Raw genomic sequence first — 15,160 nt, 5'->3', positions numbered from 1 at the left:
GGTTTGTGCATCATTACAATGCTAATTTACAACTCTAAATGCCTACTTTTCTTTGACGTGAGTTTTATTCTCTCGATCCTTTCCTTCAGGGCACTACCAGCTTTCCAAGCTTGTCCGATCGCAATTTGTTCGGGAATTACCCAAGCGTGTACCCATCTCAGAATGGTTCGCAAATCGTTAAGGGCGTTGCTGTTGACTTGTCCTCCCAACACGCTGATTGCACCCGCAACTTTCCCGTCCAAATGCTCGAAACTCATCAAATCCAGGGCATTCTTGAGAGCACCGCTAACGCTACCGTGATACTCCGGCGTTGCCAAAATTAAACCGTCGGCTTGCTTCACCCCATTCCGCAGCTTTTCCACGTCCGGGTAATCGTGATAATCATTCTCTCCGTCGCAGAAGGGCAGATTGAGCGATCGCAAATCTAATATTTCAACTTCCGCGCCCAGGGCCTGGGCCCGTCCTGCTGCTATCTTCAGCGCTAACTGGCTGTAGGAGCCAGGCCGCAAACTTCCACCAATGCCGACAATCTTTACCATAGGACTTGAAAAACAATAACTACTTGATTAAAGCGTACTCAGTACGACTATGATTAATGTAACAAGTGCGATCGGCAAATGTCAATCGATTTTCGGTTTTGGATTTGAGATTTGAGATTTACGGACGTGGCCGAGAAACCGGGTTTTTGCCAAAATCCTTGGTAAAAGCCTCAGATCAGGTAAAAAACCCGGTTTCTGAGTCTCCGTGCGTAAGTTCAGTGGAGGGGCCGAGAAACCGGGTTTTTGCCAAAATTCTTGGTGAAAGCCTCAGATAAGGGAAAAAACCCGGTTTCTGAGCCGCAGTGGGTTCAAAATCCAGCATCTTGAGCGGCCCCTGGAAATACAGGCGAGAGATAAACCCATTGAACACCCGGCATCTTGTTAAAATAAACGAACGTAGCAAACCACAAGCGGTCAATCTTAGCAGTCTTCAACCTCGGGCACAGCAATATATATGAAAAATTCTTGGAAACACGCATGGCTGGGGCATCTAGCTGTAAAAAAAGACAAATCGAGCCAGCAGAATCCTAAAAAATCAATTCCAGGACGAAATCTGTGGCGCATTCTGGGTAGTTTGGTGATTTCTCAAGGAATATTGCTCTCTACCCCGGTTTTTGCCGACAGCGCGCCAAACAACACGATGAGTTACAGCCAACTGATCGACAACATAGAAAAAGGACAAGTCACTAAAGTCGAAATAGACGAAATTCAAAGAACTGCCAAAGTTAGGCTAAAAGATCAAAAAAACGATCAGGCGCAAATTGTTACTCTCTTCGACTACAACAACCGAGAACTCTACTCGCAAATCCGCGCCAAAAAGATTGACTTTGAAGTCAAACAAACAGCCGACAACGCCGCCGCAGTTAGTTTAGTCGTAAACTTGCTGGTAATTTTTGCAGTGTTGGCAGTGTTGATGGCTATCCTGCGCCGATCGACCCAATCGCAAGGAAATGCCATGAACTTCGGCAAATCCCGAGCCCGTTTCCAAATGGAAGCCAAAACCGGCGTGATGTTCGACGATGTAGCAGGTATCGAAGAAGCTAAAGAAGAACTGCAAGAAGTTGTAACTTTCCTCAAAAAACCCGAACGCTTCAACGCCATCGGCGCCAAAATTCCCAGAGGAGTTCTGTTAATCGGGCCTCCGGGAACAGGTAAAACCATGTTGGCAAAAGCGATCGCAGGGGAAGCAGCCGTCCCCTTCTTCAGCATCTCCGGTTCAGAATTTGTCGAAATGTTCGTCGGAGTCGGCGCCTCCCGCGTCCGCGACTTGTTCAAGAAAGCGAAAGACAATGCGCCCTGCATCGTCTTCATCGATGAAATAGACGCCGTAGGAAGGCAGCGCGGTGCTGGTATTGGCGGCGGAAATGACGAGCGCGAACAAACTCTCAATCAGTTGCTGACAGAGATGGACGGCTTTGAGGGTAACAGCGGCGTGATTGTGATCGCAGCTACTAACCGCCCTGACGTGCTCGATACTGCTCTGCTGCGGCCCGGTAGGTTCGATCGCCAAGTAACGGTAGATTTGCCCAGCTACAAAGGGCGTTTGGGGATTTTGGAAGTGCACGCGCGCAACAAAAAACTCGACGAGGAAGTTGCCCTAGATACGATCGCCCGCCGCACTCCAGGCTTTTCCGGCGCTGACTTGGCAAACTTGCTCAATGAAGCAGCTATTCTGACAGCGAGGCGGCGCAAAGACACGATTGGTACTTTGGAAGTTAATGATGCGATCGACCGAATTACGATCGGGCTGACTCTGAATCCGCTGCTCGACAGTAAGAAAAAGTGGCTTGTAGCATACCACGAAATCGGACACGCCCTCGTCTCAACGATGCTCAAAAATACCGACACCCTAGAAAAAGTAACGATCATTCCCCGTTCCGGGGGCATCGCAGGGTTTGCCAATTACGTGCTCGACGAAGAAATGCTTGACAGCGAAGGTTTGAGGAGTCGGGGGTGGCTGTTAAGCCGGATTACGGTAGCTTTGGGGGGACGGGCTGCGGAGGCGGAAGTTTACGGCGATGCGGAAGTAACTCTGGGCGCCAGCAGCGATATCACAGAAGTCAGCAAGCTAGCGAGGCAGATGGTAACGCTTTACGGAATGTCGGATTTGGGGCCTGTGGCTTTGGAAAGTCCGAACAATGAGGTGTTTTTGGGCCGAGACTGGAATTCGCGATCGGATTATTCTGAAGCAATGGCGATGAAGATCGATCGGCAAGTCCGAGAAATCGCTATTCACTGCTACGAAGAAGCCCGCCGAATTATCCGCGAAAACCGCGCTTTGGTAGACAAACTGGTCGAAGCGCTGTTGGATGAAGAAACGATCGACGGTGAGGAATTCCGCCGGATTGTCGATCGATATGCCGAGTTGACAAAAAAAGAGTTGGCCCCAACGTGAATTAGTCATTAGTCAGAAGTCATTAGTCAGCAGTCAGCATTCATTGGTAATTGATAATTGATAATTGGTAATTGCCAATTGTTAATTGGTAAGGGTTCGGTGGGCATTGCGTACTACTTCTTCTTCCCTCTTCCTACTAATGACCAATGACCAATGACCAATGACTAATGACTAATGACTAATGACTAATTAAGATTGATTGGAATACATTTCGCGAAGTACCAAAGCCGGATCTACCCAGCGCCCGCCGTACTTCAATCCCCAATGCAGGTGAGGCCCACTCGTGCGCCCTGTCATCCCCACTCTGGCAATTCTCGCACCCGCCGGCACAGTTTGACCCTGCCAAACTTGCAGGCCGCCTTCGCGATCGATATAATAACGCCCGCCGTTAGCAGTTTGCACTCTACCTTTGAGGTGACAGTAGATGTGTTCCCAATTTCCCGATCGCACGATCATACCAGTACCGCACCTGCCATCTTCCCAAACTTCCGCAACTTGACCCCCCCACCAATTACGGATGTAGCTACCTTCGGGGGCCGCCATGTCCAAACCGTAATGAAAATCGCCGCCGCGGGGGCCGAAGGGGGAAGTATACGCTTCAAAACTCTCCACCGGGAAAGAGGCTTCCTGCCATATATTGCCCGTCGCTACTTTGCTGGGTAAGCCAGACTGAGCTGTTACTAACTGCTGCTGCAAATAAGGGCCGATCAAAACAATGCCGATCGAAAGTGCCAATAGCAGCATCTGTCTGAGACGAAAAAAGCGTTTTATCGTCAGCGGGCCTCTAGAGTCTTGCAGGATTTTTTTCACGGCTCAAAGTTAAATATGTGTGCAAGTATGCGTTGTCTACTGCCAATTCGCTGCAAGAAGATTTGCGTGTGAGTTCTACTCGCTTGGCGAATCAGTCGATCAACGTGTATCTTACTCCATCCAAAACCCGTGTCAAGACTTCCGGGTGAATGCCCGAGACGGGGCGAAGCAAAATTTCGCAGCCGAATTTGTGCTGCGCTTGAATTCGATCGAGCTTTTGCTTGACACTATAGTAGTTCGGGGATTTTGGATGTCGTCTGAAATCTCAAATTCATAACACACATCAAGCAATGCTTACTGAAATTTTTCCTTTTAGTTTTGCCATAGACGCAACTGCGATCGCCGGTACATCATTATGGTCTTTGGCCCTGTATTGGGGCCTGTCACCCATCACAGAATGGGTAATCCTGCAACTCAACCGCTGGATGAATTTTGCCGAAAGATCCCTGTACACCTCAGAAGCCGAGTTTGAGAGAACCCGCCAAGCCCGAGAAGCTCAAAATGCCTTTTACGCTTCCCTGTTGAGCATTCTGCCCTTTTTGATTGTGGGAGGATTGTGCAATTGGGGCGTCGAATTGTCGTTGGGTACCAGTTGGGCCGTGTCTATGGGGACGATCGCCTGTATTGGCGGCGGCGTGTACGAGCTCGGGCGCCGAGACGGCGAGGAGTCTTAGGCGATTTTAGGTTTGAGATTTTGGGTAGGACTTGCGCGCGGGTGTTTAGAAACCGGGTTTTTTCGACAATATTTTGATTGTCACCCGCAGATTCGATAAAAATCCGGTTTCTTGGTCGAAGTTCGCAAGTTCTGTACGATCGTTGCTATGATTGTTACTTAAAAATTAGGATGTAAAGCTATGAAAATAAAGTGGTTAATACCTGCAATTATCTCATCTTTTTCAATCGTTGTTATTCCTGCGAAAGCGGCTGAAACCAGGTGCGGATGGTTGATTAATCCCACGCCTGCTAATTGGTATCTCAAAGACAAATATGCTCAGTGGATTATCTCGGCGCAAGGGGGATATCAAGCCGGAGGAATGGATAATATTCCTCCTTTTAACGACGATGAATATGTCAAAACTAATGTCAATTATGGATATGGTTGTGCTTGTTTGGATGTGGTAACAGATAGAAATCGAATCAGAATTACCACGATACAAGGTGGCGAACAATTACCACTCTCGACTTGTCGCCAAGATCCGAATTTACCAAAAATTCGTTAGTTGTGGCAAAACTAGACATTGTTTTTTAATTCAGTCAAATGAAATACGAACCAACATTATTAAATCAAGCCCGCGCTGCCTTCAAACAAATCTGGGGATACGACGACTTTCGGCCGCCACAAGCAGAAATCGTCAGCAGTTTGTTAGCCGGGAAAGATACAATTATAATTATGCCAACTGGTGGTGGCAAATCAATCTGCTTTCAACTGCCAGCTTTGTTACAAACAGGTTTAACTTTGGTAGTTTCGCCCTTAGTCGCACTGATGGAAAATCAAGTCCAAGAATTGCGCGATCGCAATTTACCTGCTGCCCTCCTCCACAGTCAATTGCCAACACAGCAACGCCGCCAAACTCTGCAATCGCTGCAACAAAAAAAGTTGAGATTGCTGTACCTGTCTCCCGAAACATTGCTCAGCAAACCTGTTTGGGAAATTATCAGTCAGCCCCACATCCAAATCAACGGTTTAATATTAGATGAAGCTCACTGTTTAGTGCAGTGGGGCGATACTTTTCGCCCAGTTTACCGCCGTTTGGGAACAGTGCGATCGGCTTTATTGAAATCTAAGCCGGAAGGTAGTAAAATTGCGATCGCAGCTTTCACCGCCACCGCCAACCCCGAAGCACAAAAAACAATCAAAAAAGTCTTGCAACTGCACAAGCCGGAAGCATTTTTGCTGAGTCCCTACCGTTCTAACCTGCACCTGCAAGTACAAACTGTCTGGACACCCAGAGGACGAAGACAACAGTTATTAAATTTTATCAAAGCTCGACCAAAAGAAGCAGGTTTAGTCTACGTCCGCACGAGAAAAGATAGCGAAAACTTGGCTAATTTGCTGGAAGATGCGGGTTATAAAACCGCAGCCTATCATGCAGGTTTGAGTTCTGAATCGCGGCGAAAAATAGAAACAGCTTGGCTGAACAACGAGCTTAAATTTGTTGTTTGTAGCTCAGCGTTTGGTATGGGAATTAACAAGCCGGATGTGCGGTGGGTTGTTCACTTTCAAGCACCTTTGCTATTATCGGAATACATTCAGGAAATTGGGAGAGGCGGGCGCGATGGTAAATCTGCGATCGCCCTGACGTTGATTAGCGAACCGACGGGTTTGCTTTATCCCGATGACAAACAAAGAGCACAATTTTTTCAAGACAAATTGCGATCGCAATTTCGAGAAGCGCAGCAGTTGGCGAAACAACTCCCGGCTAAAGGCGATGCAGATGCTGTGGCGCGGGAATTTCCAGAAAGTGCGATCGCCCTTTCAATCTTACACAGCAGCGGACAATTGACATGGCTAGATCCTTTCAATTATGTTATGAATAAATCTGCACAGCAAAAAGCCGAAAAAGCAAATTTTACCGCCGCTGAGGAAATGGCAAAATATCTCAAACATCGGGAGTGCAGGTGGCAATTTTTGCTGCAAGCTTTTGGGTTTGCAAATGAGGCTAAATCTATGCGGTGCGGTCACTGCGATAATTGTCGATAGAATTGACAATTTTACTTAAAGATGTTATGATAAAAGATGAGACGGCGGTTGAAACCGCTGCTATACAAACGATGTCCGGATGGTGCGCGGACTGAAGAGGATTTAGGATAAAAGAGCGGACGGCGGTTGAAACCGCTGCTATACAAACGATGTCCGGATGGTGCGCGGACTAAGAGAGGATAACGTAATCTTAATTGCCTTTGTCTTCAACCCGCGCACCATCCGGGTTTTGTTTTTGTCGCTGCGGTTTCAACCGCCGTCTTCTCTTTTCGTAATTCCAGCTTTATAAAATTAGCAAAAAACAGTAAAAATTAAATGATAGAAACAGAGACTGCGGCACAGATATATACAGTAGAAAATACGGATGAATTTAACCAAACTAATGTCACTCAGCGATTAGATATTTGGCTGTCAAACCAGATACCAGACTTATCGAGATCGCGAATCCAAAACCTCATATCACAAGGTAACGTCAAAGTCAACGACGAAACCTGCACCTCGAAAAAAATATCAGTCAAAACGGGCGATCGCATCCACATCACTTTACCCGAAGCCCAGCCCACAAAATTAGAACCCCAAGCAATTCCCCTCGATATTCTCTACGAAGACGACAGCCTAATAATCATCAACAAACCAGCCGGATTAGTCGTCCATCCAGCCGCCGGACATTTAGACGGTACCTTAGTCAACGCCCTGTTAGCCCACTGTCCCCTCGCAGAAATCGGCGGAGTTCAACGGCCCGGAATCGTCCACAGATTAGACAAAGATACAACAGGTGCGATCGCGATCGCCAAAACCGACATTGCCCACCAAAACCTGCAAGCCCAACTCAAAACCAAAACCGCCCGCCGCGAATATTTAGGAATAGTTTACGGAGTTCCTAACGCCGAAACAGGTACAATAGACCTACCCATCGGCCGGCATCCCACAGACCGCAAAAAAATGGCAGTAGTACCAGAAGAAAAAGGCGGTCGCCCCTCCGTTACTCACTGGACAATCAAAGAAAGAATCGGCAACTATTGCTTAATGCACTATCAATTAGAAACCGGCCGCACCCATCAAATTCGCGTCCACACAGCCGAAATCAAACATCCCATAGTCGGCGACCCGATGTACAGTTCCAACCGTTCCATCGGCGTAAATTTAACCGGACAAGCCCTCCACGCATGGCGCCTGCAATTGCAGCATCCGTTAACCGGAGAGTTGATTGAGGCGATCGCACCTTTACCCGATCAATTCAACACCCTACTAAAAATATTGCGCCTGCGATCTCATATTTGATATTATGTCCTGTCAATTACCCGCATTAAAGGTTCGTAGTGAGGACTTTAGTCCTTCTTTCTGAGGACTAAAGTCCTCACTACGAACCAATCGGCCTTGATTCGGAAACTATCTTAAAATCATCTGCATTTATCTGTGTTTATCTACAAATTATCTTAAAGTGCATCTGCGTCGATGTGCGTCGATCTGCCTTAATCTGCGGTTGACCTATCAATCCAAAATTTATGCAATAAGTCAGCTCAATATCTTCTTCCTTGTTCCTTCTTCCTTGTTCCTTCTTCCTTCTTCCTTGTTCCTTCTTCCTTGTTCCTTGTTCCTTCTTCCTTCTTCCTTCTTCCCAAAAAATTATGAGTCCTGAGTTTTGGATTCCGAGTTTAATAAAAAACTCAAACCTCAAAACTCAAGACTCAAAACTCTCTCAGCCTAAAAGCCGATCGATTCAGTCGATCGCCCGACACAAACAATAGCACCAAGCAGCATCAATTAGCGGCGAGGAACCATCGTGGCGATATTGATATTAGCCAGAGCCACGCGCTGCGGCGGGGTAGCAGGTATAGGCATATTGCGCGCCATACCCAAATAGTTGGACGGATCGCCAGCCTTCGCTTGCTGCTCTTGAGGAACAAAACGGCGAACAGTTGACTGCCAAATGATTTGCGGGAAGCCAAGCTGCGAGCGGTGGTACTCGTTGTAGCGAGGCGTTTTCAGGTTGAAAGGAGTTTCCCCTCCAACGCGCTGAGGCAAAATTCGGCGCTGTTGATAAGGAATTGTATCGTAGCCGAACTTATCCAGGTACTCATCGCTATTGACCAACTCGTCAATAAAGCCTTGAGGCCCCTTAGTGGCGACGACGATCGACCAAGCAATCTTTTCGCGATCGCTGTAAACATCCCGGCCCAAAACGCGCTGCACGCACATTTCCACAAACCGGTAGTTGCTGTTAGTTTGGTAATTCCGCTCCAAGAAAGGGGCCGAAGTCGCCAAACCGCGAATGAAATCCCGCACAGTAATTTGGCCGAACTTGAGTTGCGACTCCAAAGACTTTTGGCGGTTGCTCTTGAGGATTTGGTGTTCGCTGTAAATCTGGCGATATCCAGCCCAAATCAAATTTTCCATGTCCCCGGACGAGAGCACATTTTCAGTTGTGAAAACTCTGGGCTGCTCGTCGCCCCCTACTTCATAACCAGCAACGCGCTGGTTTTGACTCTTGGGGGCGTAGCTTAATAAAGGAAGCGCCACGTTAAAATCTCCGTTATCTCAAATTTCAGAAATAGTTGACACCGCGAGCTGCCAGCATAACGGATACAACTAACCAACATACAGATTAGGGGATTCTCGCAATCTAAATCCGATTTTCCTGAATTTTTGCAACAATCTGTAACATTTGTTGACTTTGGGGAAGTCATTAGTCAGCAGTCAGTAGTCATTAGTCACCAGTCAGCAGTCGGCTGAGTCTCGAAACGCAAAGTAATGACCAATGACTAATGACTAATGACTAAATTACCAGCCCAGAGCTGAGTAAAACTCGCTAGCAACCGGTTCCTTCTCGGCTGATTCAGCCGCTGCATCCGAGTCTGGTTCCACTCGAACTTCCGTACAAAAAGTCGATGTGCTGAAACCGCCAAAGCGCTTTACCGCACTTGTCCGCATCCGCACGTTCGGAGTCGCAAACCAAAAACGCTCGATCGAACTCATCGTCTCATATTCGGTAATCAGCAGCAGCGCATCCTCATCATCCATCTCAAAACGGCCAGCCACCGGCGCAATTTCCGCATAGCCGCGTTCCCGCAACATCAAACCCTGCCGCGGATTTTCAGGATCCGGGACGATCGCGAACACCGTAGACCCCTTATGATTCTCATCATCCTTATCCCACGCCATAGTGCCGTTCCAAGTCACAAACGCTCCCCCAGCAGCCCGACTCGGATCTACCTCGTGCATCTGGCAAATTTCAGCCACTCGCGCGTCATTCGCACCCAGCGCCGTTACCTGAATATTTGAATCCCCAATCTCCGCTTGGCGAAAAGCCAGGTGGTGAGTGCTGCGCTGCGATCGCCATTCCCCAGCACTGCTCACAAAAAACTCCATTGCATCCATACAAACTAGCTCCTTTGGCTTACGCTTCCCGGTTGTTACCCCTGTTTTATGATAAAGCTCCCCCCACTTAGATGTACTTTTGCGACACAAATTAGTTTAAAAATGTCTACTTTGGACATATTGTCAAGCAGATGTTATGATAGTTTACAATATAGGGAACACAACAAAGTCTGCAAAACGTCATTCCGATCTATCTCGCATCGATCTCACGTAACCAACTGGAGGAGCGATTTTATGGATATGCCTGCAACCAGCCTCAGCATGGAACAGCAGTTTAAATTGCAAGTGCTGCGCGAACAAGTCAAGAGCTTGAGCCAAGACCAAGCTCAGGAATACCTGCTAGAAGTCATGCGACAAAACATGGTCAAAGAAAACCTATTAAAGCACTGGATGAAGAAGATGTGAGCTTTTTGAGAACTTCTTCAACAAAATCAGCGGCTTGTATCTGCAAAAAGTACGATCGAGCTTTTAAACATAAAAACCCAGAATCCCGGCTTCTCCAAGAAACCGGGATTCTTCAGTTATATTATGTCCGCATTGGTTCGTAGTAAGGACTTTAGTCCTGTGACGGATGAGGACTAAAGTCCTCACTACGAACCAATTTGATTGTCGTCGTTCGTGTAGGGCGATTGTTTGAACCTGTCGCAGACTCCTGCAAATCAACCAAAACGACCGCTGACATAATCCATAGTAGACTCTTCCTTCGGATTTTGGAAAATCACCTCAGTTCTGTCGCACTCGACAAGATAACCAAACCGCTTTCCATCGTCAGAAACTTTAGCATTGAAAAAAGCAGTCAAGTCAGAAACCCGAGTAGCCTGCTGCATATTGTGAGTCACAATCACGATCGTATACTTTTCCTTGAGTTCCCGCATCAACTCCTCAATCTTAATCGTCGAAATCGGATCGAGAGAAGCGCAAGGTTCATCCATTAACACTACATCAGGATTAATCGCGATCGCCCGAGCAATACACAAACGCTGCTGCTGGCCACCCGACAGCGAAAAACCGCTTTGCTTCAGCTTATCCTTCACCTCATCCCAAAGATACGCTTGTTTGAGCGACTTTTCCACCAGCTCATCCATATCTCCCTGATAATTATTCACCCTCGCACCGTAAGCAATATTGTCATAAATCGACTTCGGGAAAGGATTCGGCTTTTGAAACACCATCCCAATCTTGCGGCGCACCTCCACAGCATCAATATCAGGATCGTAAAGATTTTGACCGTAATAATCAATTCGCCCATCTAAACGAAAACCGTTCACTAAATCGTTGAGGCGGTTAAAACATCGCAGAATCGTACTTTTGCCGCAGCCCGACGGCCCGATTAAAGCAGTAATCTGATTTTTAGGAATCTCCATACAAACATTTTTTACCGCATGAAAAGCACCGTAAAAAATATTGATATTCTCAGTCCGTAAAACAGTTTCAGTCTTATTTGTCAACTTCATCATACACTGAATACTCCAATCGAATTTTACAAATGAAAATGTTCTTGGTTATTGGTTATTGGTTATTGGTTATTGGCCTTACCCAGCGACTAACAAATAACTAATAACCATAGGACTTATCCAATGGATCAATTTTTACGCTATCCGTGGGAGTAAGGTGCGCAGTGCACTACAGATAGTGCCTGTGCTTCCAGTGGGAGTAAGGTGGGCAGTGCGCACCCTACAGATATTGCCTGTGCTTCCTGGACTGAACCAATAACTAATCACTAACTAACTAATTTCCTTCTTCCCTCTGCCAACTGTCAACTCACTAATAAACTTTTTGGCGAGTAGCCCAACGAGAAAGAATACTCGTCAGCAAAACCATCAACACCAAAATCAAAGAAGCAGCCCAAGCCAATTCTTTTTGTGCCTTAAAAGGAACCGTTGCAAAGTTGTATACCAAAACCGAAAGTGACGGAGTTGGCTTATCAAATCCAGCCGGCCAAAAAGGCGAATTCAGCGCCGTGAAAATCAAAGGAGCAGTTTCACCAGCAGCGCGAGCAACCGCCAGCGTCACACCAGTTAAAATAGCCGGAATGGCCGCAGGTAAAACCACCTGCAACACCGTTTGATAATTAGAAGCACCCACACCAACCGACGCCCATCTAATATCCTGCGGGACGATTTGTAGAGCTTCGTCAGTAGTCCGCACAATCGTCGGTAACATCAGCACAGCCAGGGCTGCGCCTCCTGCAACTGCCGAAAAACCTCCCATATTTACCACGAACAAACCGTAGGCAAATACACCTGCAATAATCGAAGGAACTCCGCTGAGGACATTAGTTGCAAAGCGCACCCAGCGAGCGACTTCGCCACTGCTGAATTCCGACAAATAAACGGCTGCCAATACACCAAAAGGAACTGCTATTAAAGCAGCAATTCCTACGGTCATTAAAGTACCGATAATTGCATTGGCGATACCGCCTCCCGACAGTCCGGGCGGGGGTGGCAACTTGGTAAATAAGTCTAAATTTAGGCGGTTAAAACCCTGTATGGTTACGTAGGAAATCACTGCAAACAAAGGCAGTAGAGTGATAGCCATACAAGTTCCAGCTAGGGCGGTCATCGCCAGATTTAACAGAGCTCTCGGGCTATTTTTGACCTTCTTTAAACTGCCTACTTTTTGTTCTAAAGAATTCTCGTCAGAGACGGGATTTGACATAAATAAAGCTATTAGGAAATTGCGGCAAACTTCTAGTTGTACTTGGCTCTTACTTGAGAAACAATCCACTCTGCCAAAACATTAACAATCAGCGTCATGATAAACAGAATTAGTCCAGTGTACATCAGAGCAGACACTTGCAATCCCGAAGCTTCGGCAAATTGATTTGCCATCAAAGAAGCAATCGTATTTGCAGGAGCTAGCACAGAAGCACTTAACTGATTGGAATTGCCAATTAACAGGGTGGCTGCCATTGTTTCTCCCATCGCGCGGCCCAGGCCGAGCATAATTCCGCCGACAATCCCGGAAAAAGCGGCCGGTACGAGGACTCTAAATATTGTTGTCCAGCGAGTTGCTCCCAAACCTAGAGATGCTTGTCGCAATTCGGGCGGGAGACTGGCTAAAGAGTCGCGGGAGATAGCAGTAATAATGGGCAAAGTCATAATCCCCAAGATTACTCCGGCGGGTAACATTCCCGGGCCAACCGGCGGAGTGCTAAAAATCGGCAGCCATCCGAAGTTACCGTTGAGAAACTTTCCGATGCTGGTAAGTATGGGAATCAATACAGCAATTCCCCACAAACCGTAGACTACGCTGGGAATGGCGGCTAAAAGTTCTACTAAAAAAACTAAAGCTGTGCGTACTGGGAGCGGCAAAAAATCTTCGCTCAGGAAGATGGCAGTCCCTACTCCTAATGGTACAGCAATTAGGAGCGCGATCGCCGAACTGACGATCGTCCCATAAATCATCGGCAGCGCGCCGTACTCTTCTTTAACCGGATTCCAGCTACTGCCAAACAGAAAGCCCAAACCGTACTGCTGCATAGCTGGTAAAGCCCTGTAAGCAACGGTGAGCGCGATTACCAGCAAAATTACACCCACTCCTAGGCCCAAAATCCGAGTCAGCCAGATAAATCCTTGGTCTAAGGACTTTTCTATGGGAGACCGCGAACGGCTGTCGGATTGAGCGCTGTTATTATCTGAAGTCATAGACACAAATTCCCAAACACATTAAGAAATAATAGTCTTTTTAGTAGGGCTCCATGCACGCAGCACCTTACCTGAATCTAATTATCTAGGGTTCAATGCACACCACACCTTACGTGAACCTGAGTGGAAAAAGTGAGAATTAACTAGGGAAATGTACAGGCTTTTCGGCCTGTTCGACAAGGAGGAAGAGAAGAGAAGAGAGGAAGTTGATAAGTGATGCACTGATTTTTATATAAAAGAAGGGCGGGTTGATTAATTCCCTGACTTTTTAACAAATATTTCTCGTAAAACCTGCCCCTACAGAGATATCTCTTTTTTCCTTCTTCCTTCTTCCTGATGACTGATGACTGATGACTAATGACTAATGACTTGACTAATGACTAATGACTAATGACTAATGACTAATGACTAATGACTAATGACTAATGACTAATGACTAATGACTAATGACTAATGACTAATGACTATTTGCCAATCTCAATCTTGTATTCGGGGCTGATGCCGTCAGCGGCTGCGGCTACTTTTTCTTTGACGCTTTGGGGCAGAGGAACGTAGCCCAATTCGGAACTAACTTTTTGACCTTCGTTTAAGCCGTATTCAACCATTGCCTCGATGGTTTTAGCTTTGTTGGGGTCAGCAACTTTTTTGGGGACGAGCATCCAAGTGTAGGTGACAATTGGATAGGATTGAGCGCCTTCGGGGTCTTCGATGAATGCCCGCAAATCTTCCGGCAGTGGCACTGTCGCTAAAGCTGCTGAAGCTGAGTCGTCGGTAGGTACTACGAATGTGCCTGCTTTGTTTTGCAAAGATGCAAATTTGACGTTGTTGTTTTTGGCGTAGCCGTATTCTATGTAGCCGAAGCTGCCTGCGGTTTGCAGGATTTGGGCTGTGACGCCTTCGTTGCCTTTTGCACCAATAAAAGTACCAGTTTTGGGCCACTCTACTGTTTTGCCGTCGCCTACTGCTGTTTTCCAGTCGGGGCTGATGGCGCTGAGGTGTTTGGTGAAGACGGCTGTTGTGCCGCTACCGTCGGAACGGTGGACGACGGTGATATTCTGGTCTGGCAATTTAGCGCCTGGATTGGCTGCGGCAATTTTGGGGTCGTTCCATTTGGTAATTTTACCTTGGAAGATTTCTGTGTAAACGTCTCTGGGCAGTTTGAGTTCGGGTACGTCTGGCAGGTTGTAGCCGATGACGATGCTACCTGCGGTCATTGGTAGCAAAATGACGCCTTTGTCTGCTGGAACTTTGGCGATTTCGTCGTCTTTCATGCCGGTGTCGCTGGCACCAAAGTCTACTGTGCCTTTGGTGAATTGTTCGACTCCGGCGCCGCTACCTACTGATTGATAGTTAATTTGTACTTTGGGGTTGATTTTGTTGAAGTCTTGAAACCAACGCTGGTATAGGGGCGCGGGGAATGATGCGCCTGCTGCGGTTATGGCTACGTCTGAGGCGAGGGCGAGTTTGGTGTTGGCTGCTGCTGCCACGGGGGATGCAGCGGGTGATGTGCCTGGTGATGCTGCGGTGTCGCCGGGGCTGGGGCTGCTGCCTGTGGTTGTGCCCCCGCCGCCGCAAGCTGCTAAGCTGAGGGCGATCGCCATGGCGGAAATTGCTGTGGTAACACGGTTTGGATTAATCAGGTTGAGACGAAAAAGCATAGGTATAGAAAATTTGCGATCGTTATACGGGT

At 47.3% G+C, this 15,160-nt stretch carries 14 protein-coding genes; 6 read left to right on the top strand and 8 right to left on the bottom strand.

The features are described 5' to 3' along the window. Positions 1-26: 26 nt before the first annotated feature. Entirely contained in the window at positions 27-539 is a 513-nt protein-coding gene (locus tag JGK39_RS26670) for an NAD(P)H-dependent oxidoreductase (protein ID WP_293297927.1), read from the bottom strand. A gap of 454 nt (positions 540-993) precedes the next feature. Here JGK39_RS26670 and ftsH point away from each other — a divergent pair, with 454 nt between their 5' ends. Then, the gene (ftsH, locus tag JGK39_RS26665) at positions 994-2,934 is read left to right on the top strand and encodes an ATP-dependent zinc metalloprotease FtsH (RefSeq protein ID WP_293297924.1); all 1,941 of its coding nucleotides are present in this window, start codon (positions 994-996) and stop codon (positions 2,932-2,934) included. Positions 2,935-3,123: 189 nt separating this feature from the next. Here ftsH and JGK39_RS26660 read toward each other — a convergent pair whose 3' ends face one another. After that, complete coding sequence (locus JGK39_RS26660; RefSeq protein WP_293259782.1) at positions 3,124-3,678, bottom strand: M23 family metallopeptidase; 555 nt, start codon at positions 3,676-3,678, stop codon at positions 3,124-3,126. 356 nt (positions 3,679-4,034) lie between these two features. On the opposite strand from JGK39_RS26660, the gene JGK39_RS26655 reads away from it, so the two are divergent. The 4 genes from JGK39_RS26655 (at position 4,035) to JGK39_RS26640 (ending at position 7,726) form a co-directional block, all read left to right on the top strand. Then, a complete protein-coding gene (locus JGK39_RS26655) occupies positions 4,035-4,418 on the top strand; it encodes a hypothetical protein (protein ID WP_293259734.1) in 384 nt (127 codons plus the stop codon). A gap of 180 nt (positions 4,419-4,598) precedes the next feature. Beyond that, on the top strand, positions 4,599-4,964 hold the full coding sequence (locus tag JGK39_RS26650) for a DUF4087 domain-containing protein (protein WP_293259731.1): 366 nt from the start codon (positions 4,599-4,601) through the stop codon (positions 4,962-4,964). Between the two features lie 38 nt (positions 4,965-5,002). Further along, positions 5,003-6,445, top strand: a complete 1,443-nt coding sequence (locus tag JGK39_RS26645; RefSeq protein ID WP_293259728.1) for a RecQ family ATP-dependent DNA helicase — start codon at positions 5,003-5,005, stop codon at positions 6,443-6,445. A 315-nt stretch (positions 6,446-6,760) separates the two neighbouring features. Next, positions 6,761-7,726 carry an RluA family pseudouridine synthase gene (locus JGK39_RS26640; RefSeq protein WP_293259725.1) on the top strand — a complete coding sequence of 322 codons (966 nt, stop codon included), beginning with the start codon at positions 6,761-6,763 and terminating at the stop codon, positions 7,724-7,726. Positions 7,727-8,209: 483 nt separating this feature from the next. Here the strand turns inward: JGK39_RS26640 and JGK39_RS26635 are convergent, their stop codons facing one another. Then, positions 8,210-8,965 carry a phycobilisome rod-core linker polypeptide gene (locus JGK39_RS26635; RefSeq protein WP_293259719.1) on the bottom strand — a complete coding sequence of 252 codons (756 nt, stop codon included), beginning with the start codon at positions 8,963-8,965 and terminating at the stop codon, positions 8,210-8,212. 261 nt (positions 8,966-9,226) lie between these two features. Beyond that, positions 9,227-9,823 (bottom strand): phycobiliprotein lyase, encoded by a 597-nt coding sequence (locus JGK39_RS26630; RefSeq protein ID WP_293259716.1) that lies wholly within the window; start codon positions 9,821-9,823, stop codon positions 9,227-9,229. Between the two features lie 234 nt (positions 9,824-10,057). Here JGK39_RS26630 and JGK39_RS26625 point away from each other — a divergent pair, with 234 nt between their 5' ends. Further along, positions 10,058-10,228: an NblA/ycf18 family protein gene (locus JGK39_RS26625; protein ID WP_293259713.1), complete on the top strand. Its 171-nt coding sequence runs from the start codon at positions 10,058-10,060 to the stop codon at positions 10,226-10,228. A 254-nt stretch (positions 10,229-10,482) separates the two neighbouring features. Here the strand turns inward: JGK39_RS26625 and pstB are convergent, their stop codons facing one another. The 4 genes from pstB to pstS all read right to left on the bottom strand — a co-directional run bounded on the left by pstB (position 10,483) and on the right by pstS (position 15,128). Next, positions 10,483-11,280, bottom strand: coding sequence for a phosphate ABC transporter ATP-binding protein PstB (gene pstB / locus JGK39_RS26620; protein ID WP_293259710.1), 798 nt, complete (start codon positions 11,278-11,280; stop codon positions 10,483-10,485). Between the two features lie 307 nt (positions 11,281-11,587). Next, on the bottom strand, positions 11,588-12,481 hold the full coding sequence (gene pstA, locus JGK39_RS26615; protein ID WP_293259707.1) for a phosphate ABC transporter permease PstA: 894 nt from the start codon (positions 12,479-12,481) through the stop codon (positions 11,588-11,590). A 32-nt stretch (positions 12,482-12,513) separates the two neighbouring features. Then, positions 12,514-13,470: a phosphate ABC transporter permease subunit PstC gene (gene pstC / locus JGK39_RS26610; RefSeq protein WP_293259704.1), complete on the bottom strand. Its 957-nt coding sequence runs from the start codon at positions 13,468-13,470 to the stop codon at positions 12,514-12,516. Positions 13,471-13,934: 464 nt separating this feature from the next. Then, positions 13,935-15,128 (bottom strand): phosphate ABC transporter substrate-binding protein PstS, encoded by a 1,194-nt coding sequence (pstS, locus tag JGK39_RS26605; RefSeq protein ID WP_293259779.1) that lies wholly within the window; start codon positions 15,126-15,128, stop codon positions 13,935-13,937. Between the last annotated feature and the right edge of the window lie 32 nt (positions 15,129-15,160).

Source organism: Microcoleus sp. PH2017_12_PCY_D_A (assembly GCF_020738565.1).
Classification (GTDB): Bacteria; Cyanobacteriota; Cyanobacteriia; order Cyanobacteriales; family Microcoleaceae; genus Microcoleus.
The sequence above is the reverse complement of the archived record's forward strand: the minus strand, read 5'-3'. Positions and strand labels throughout refer to the sequence as shown.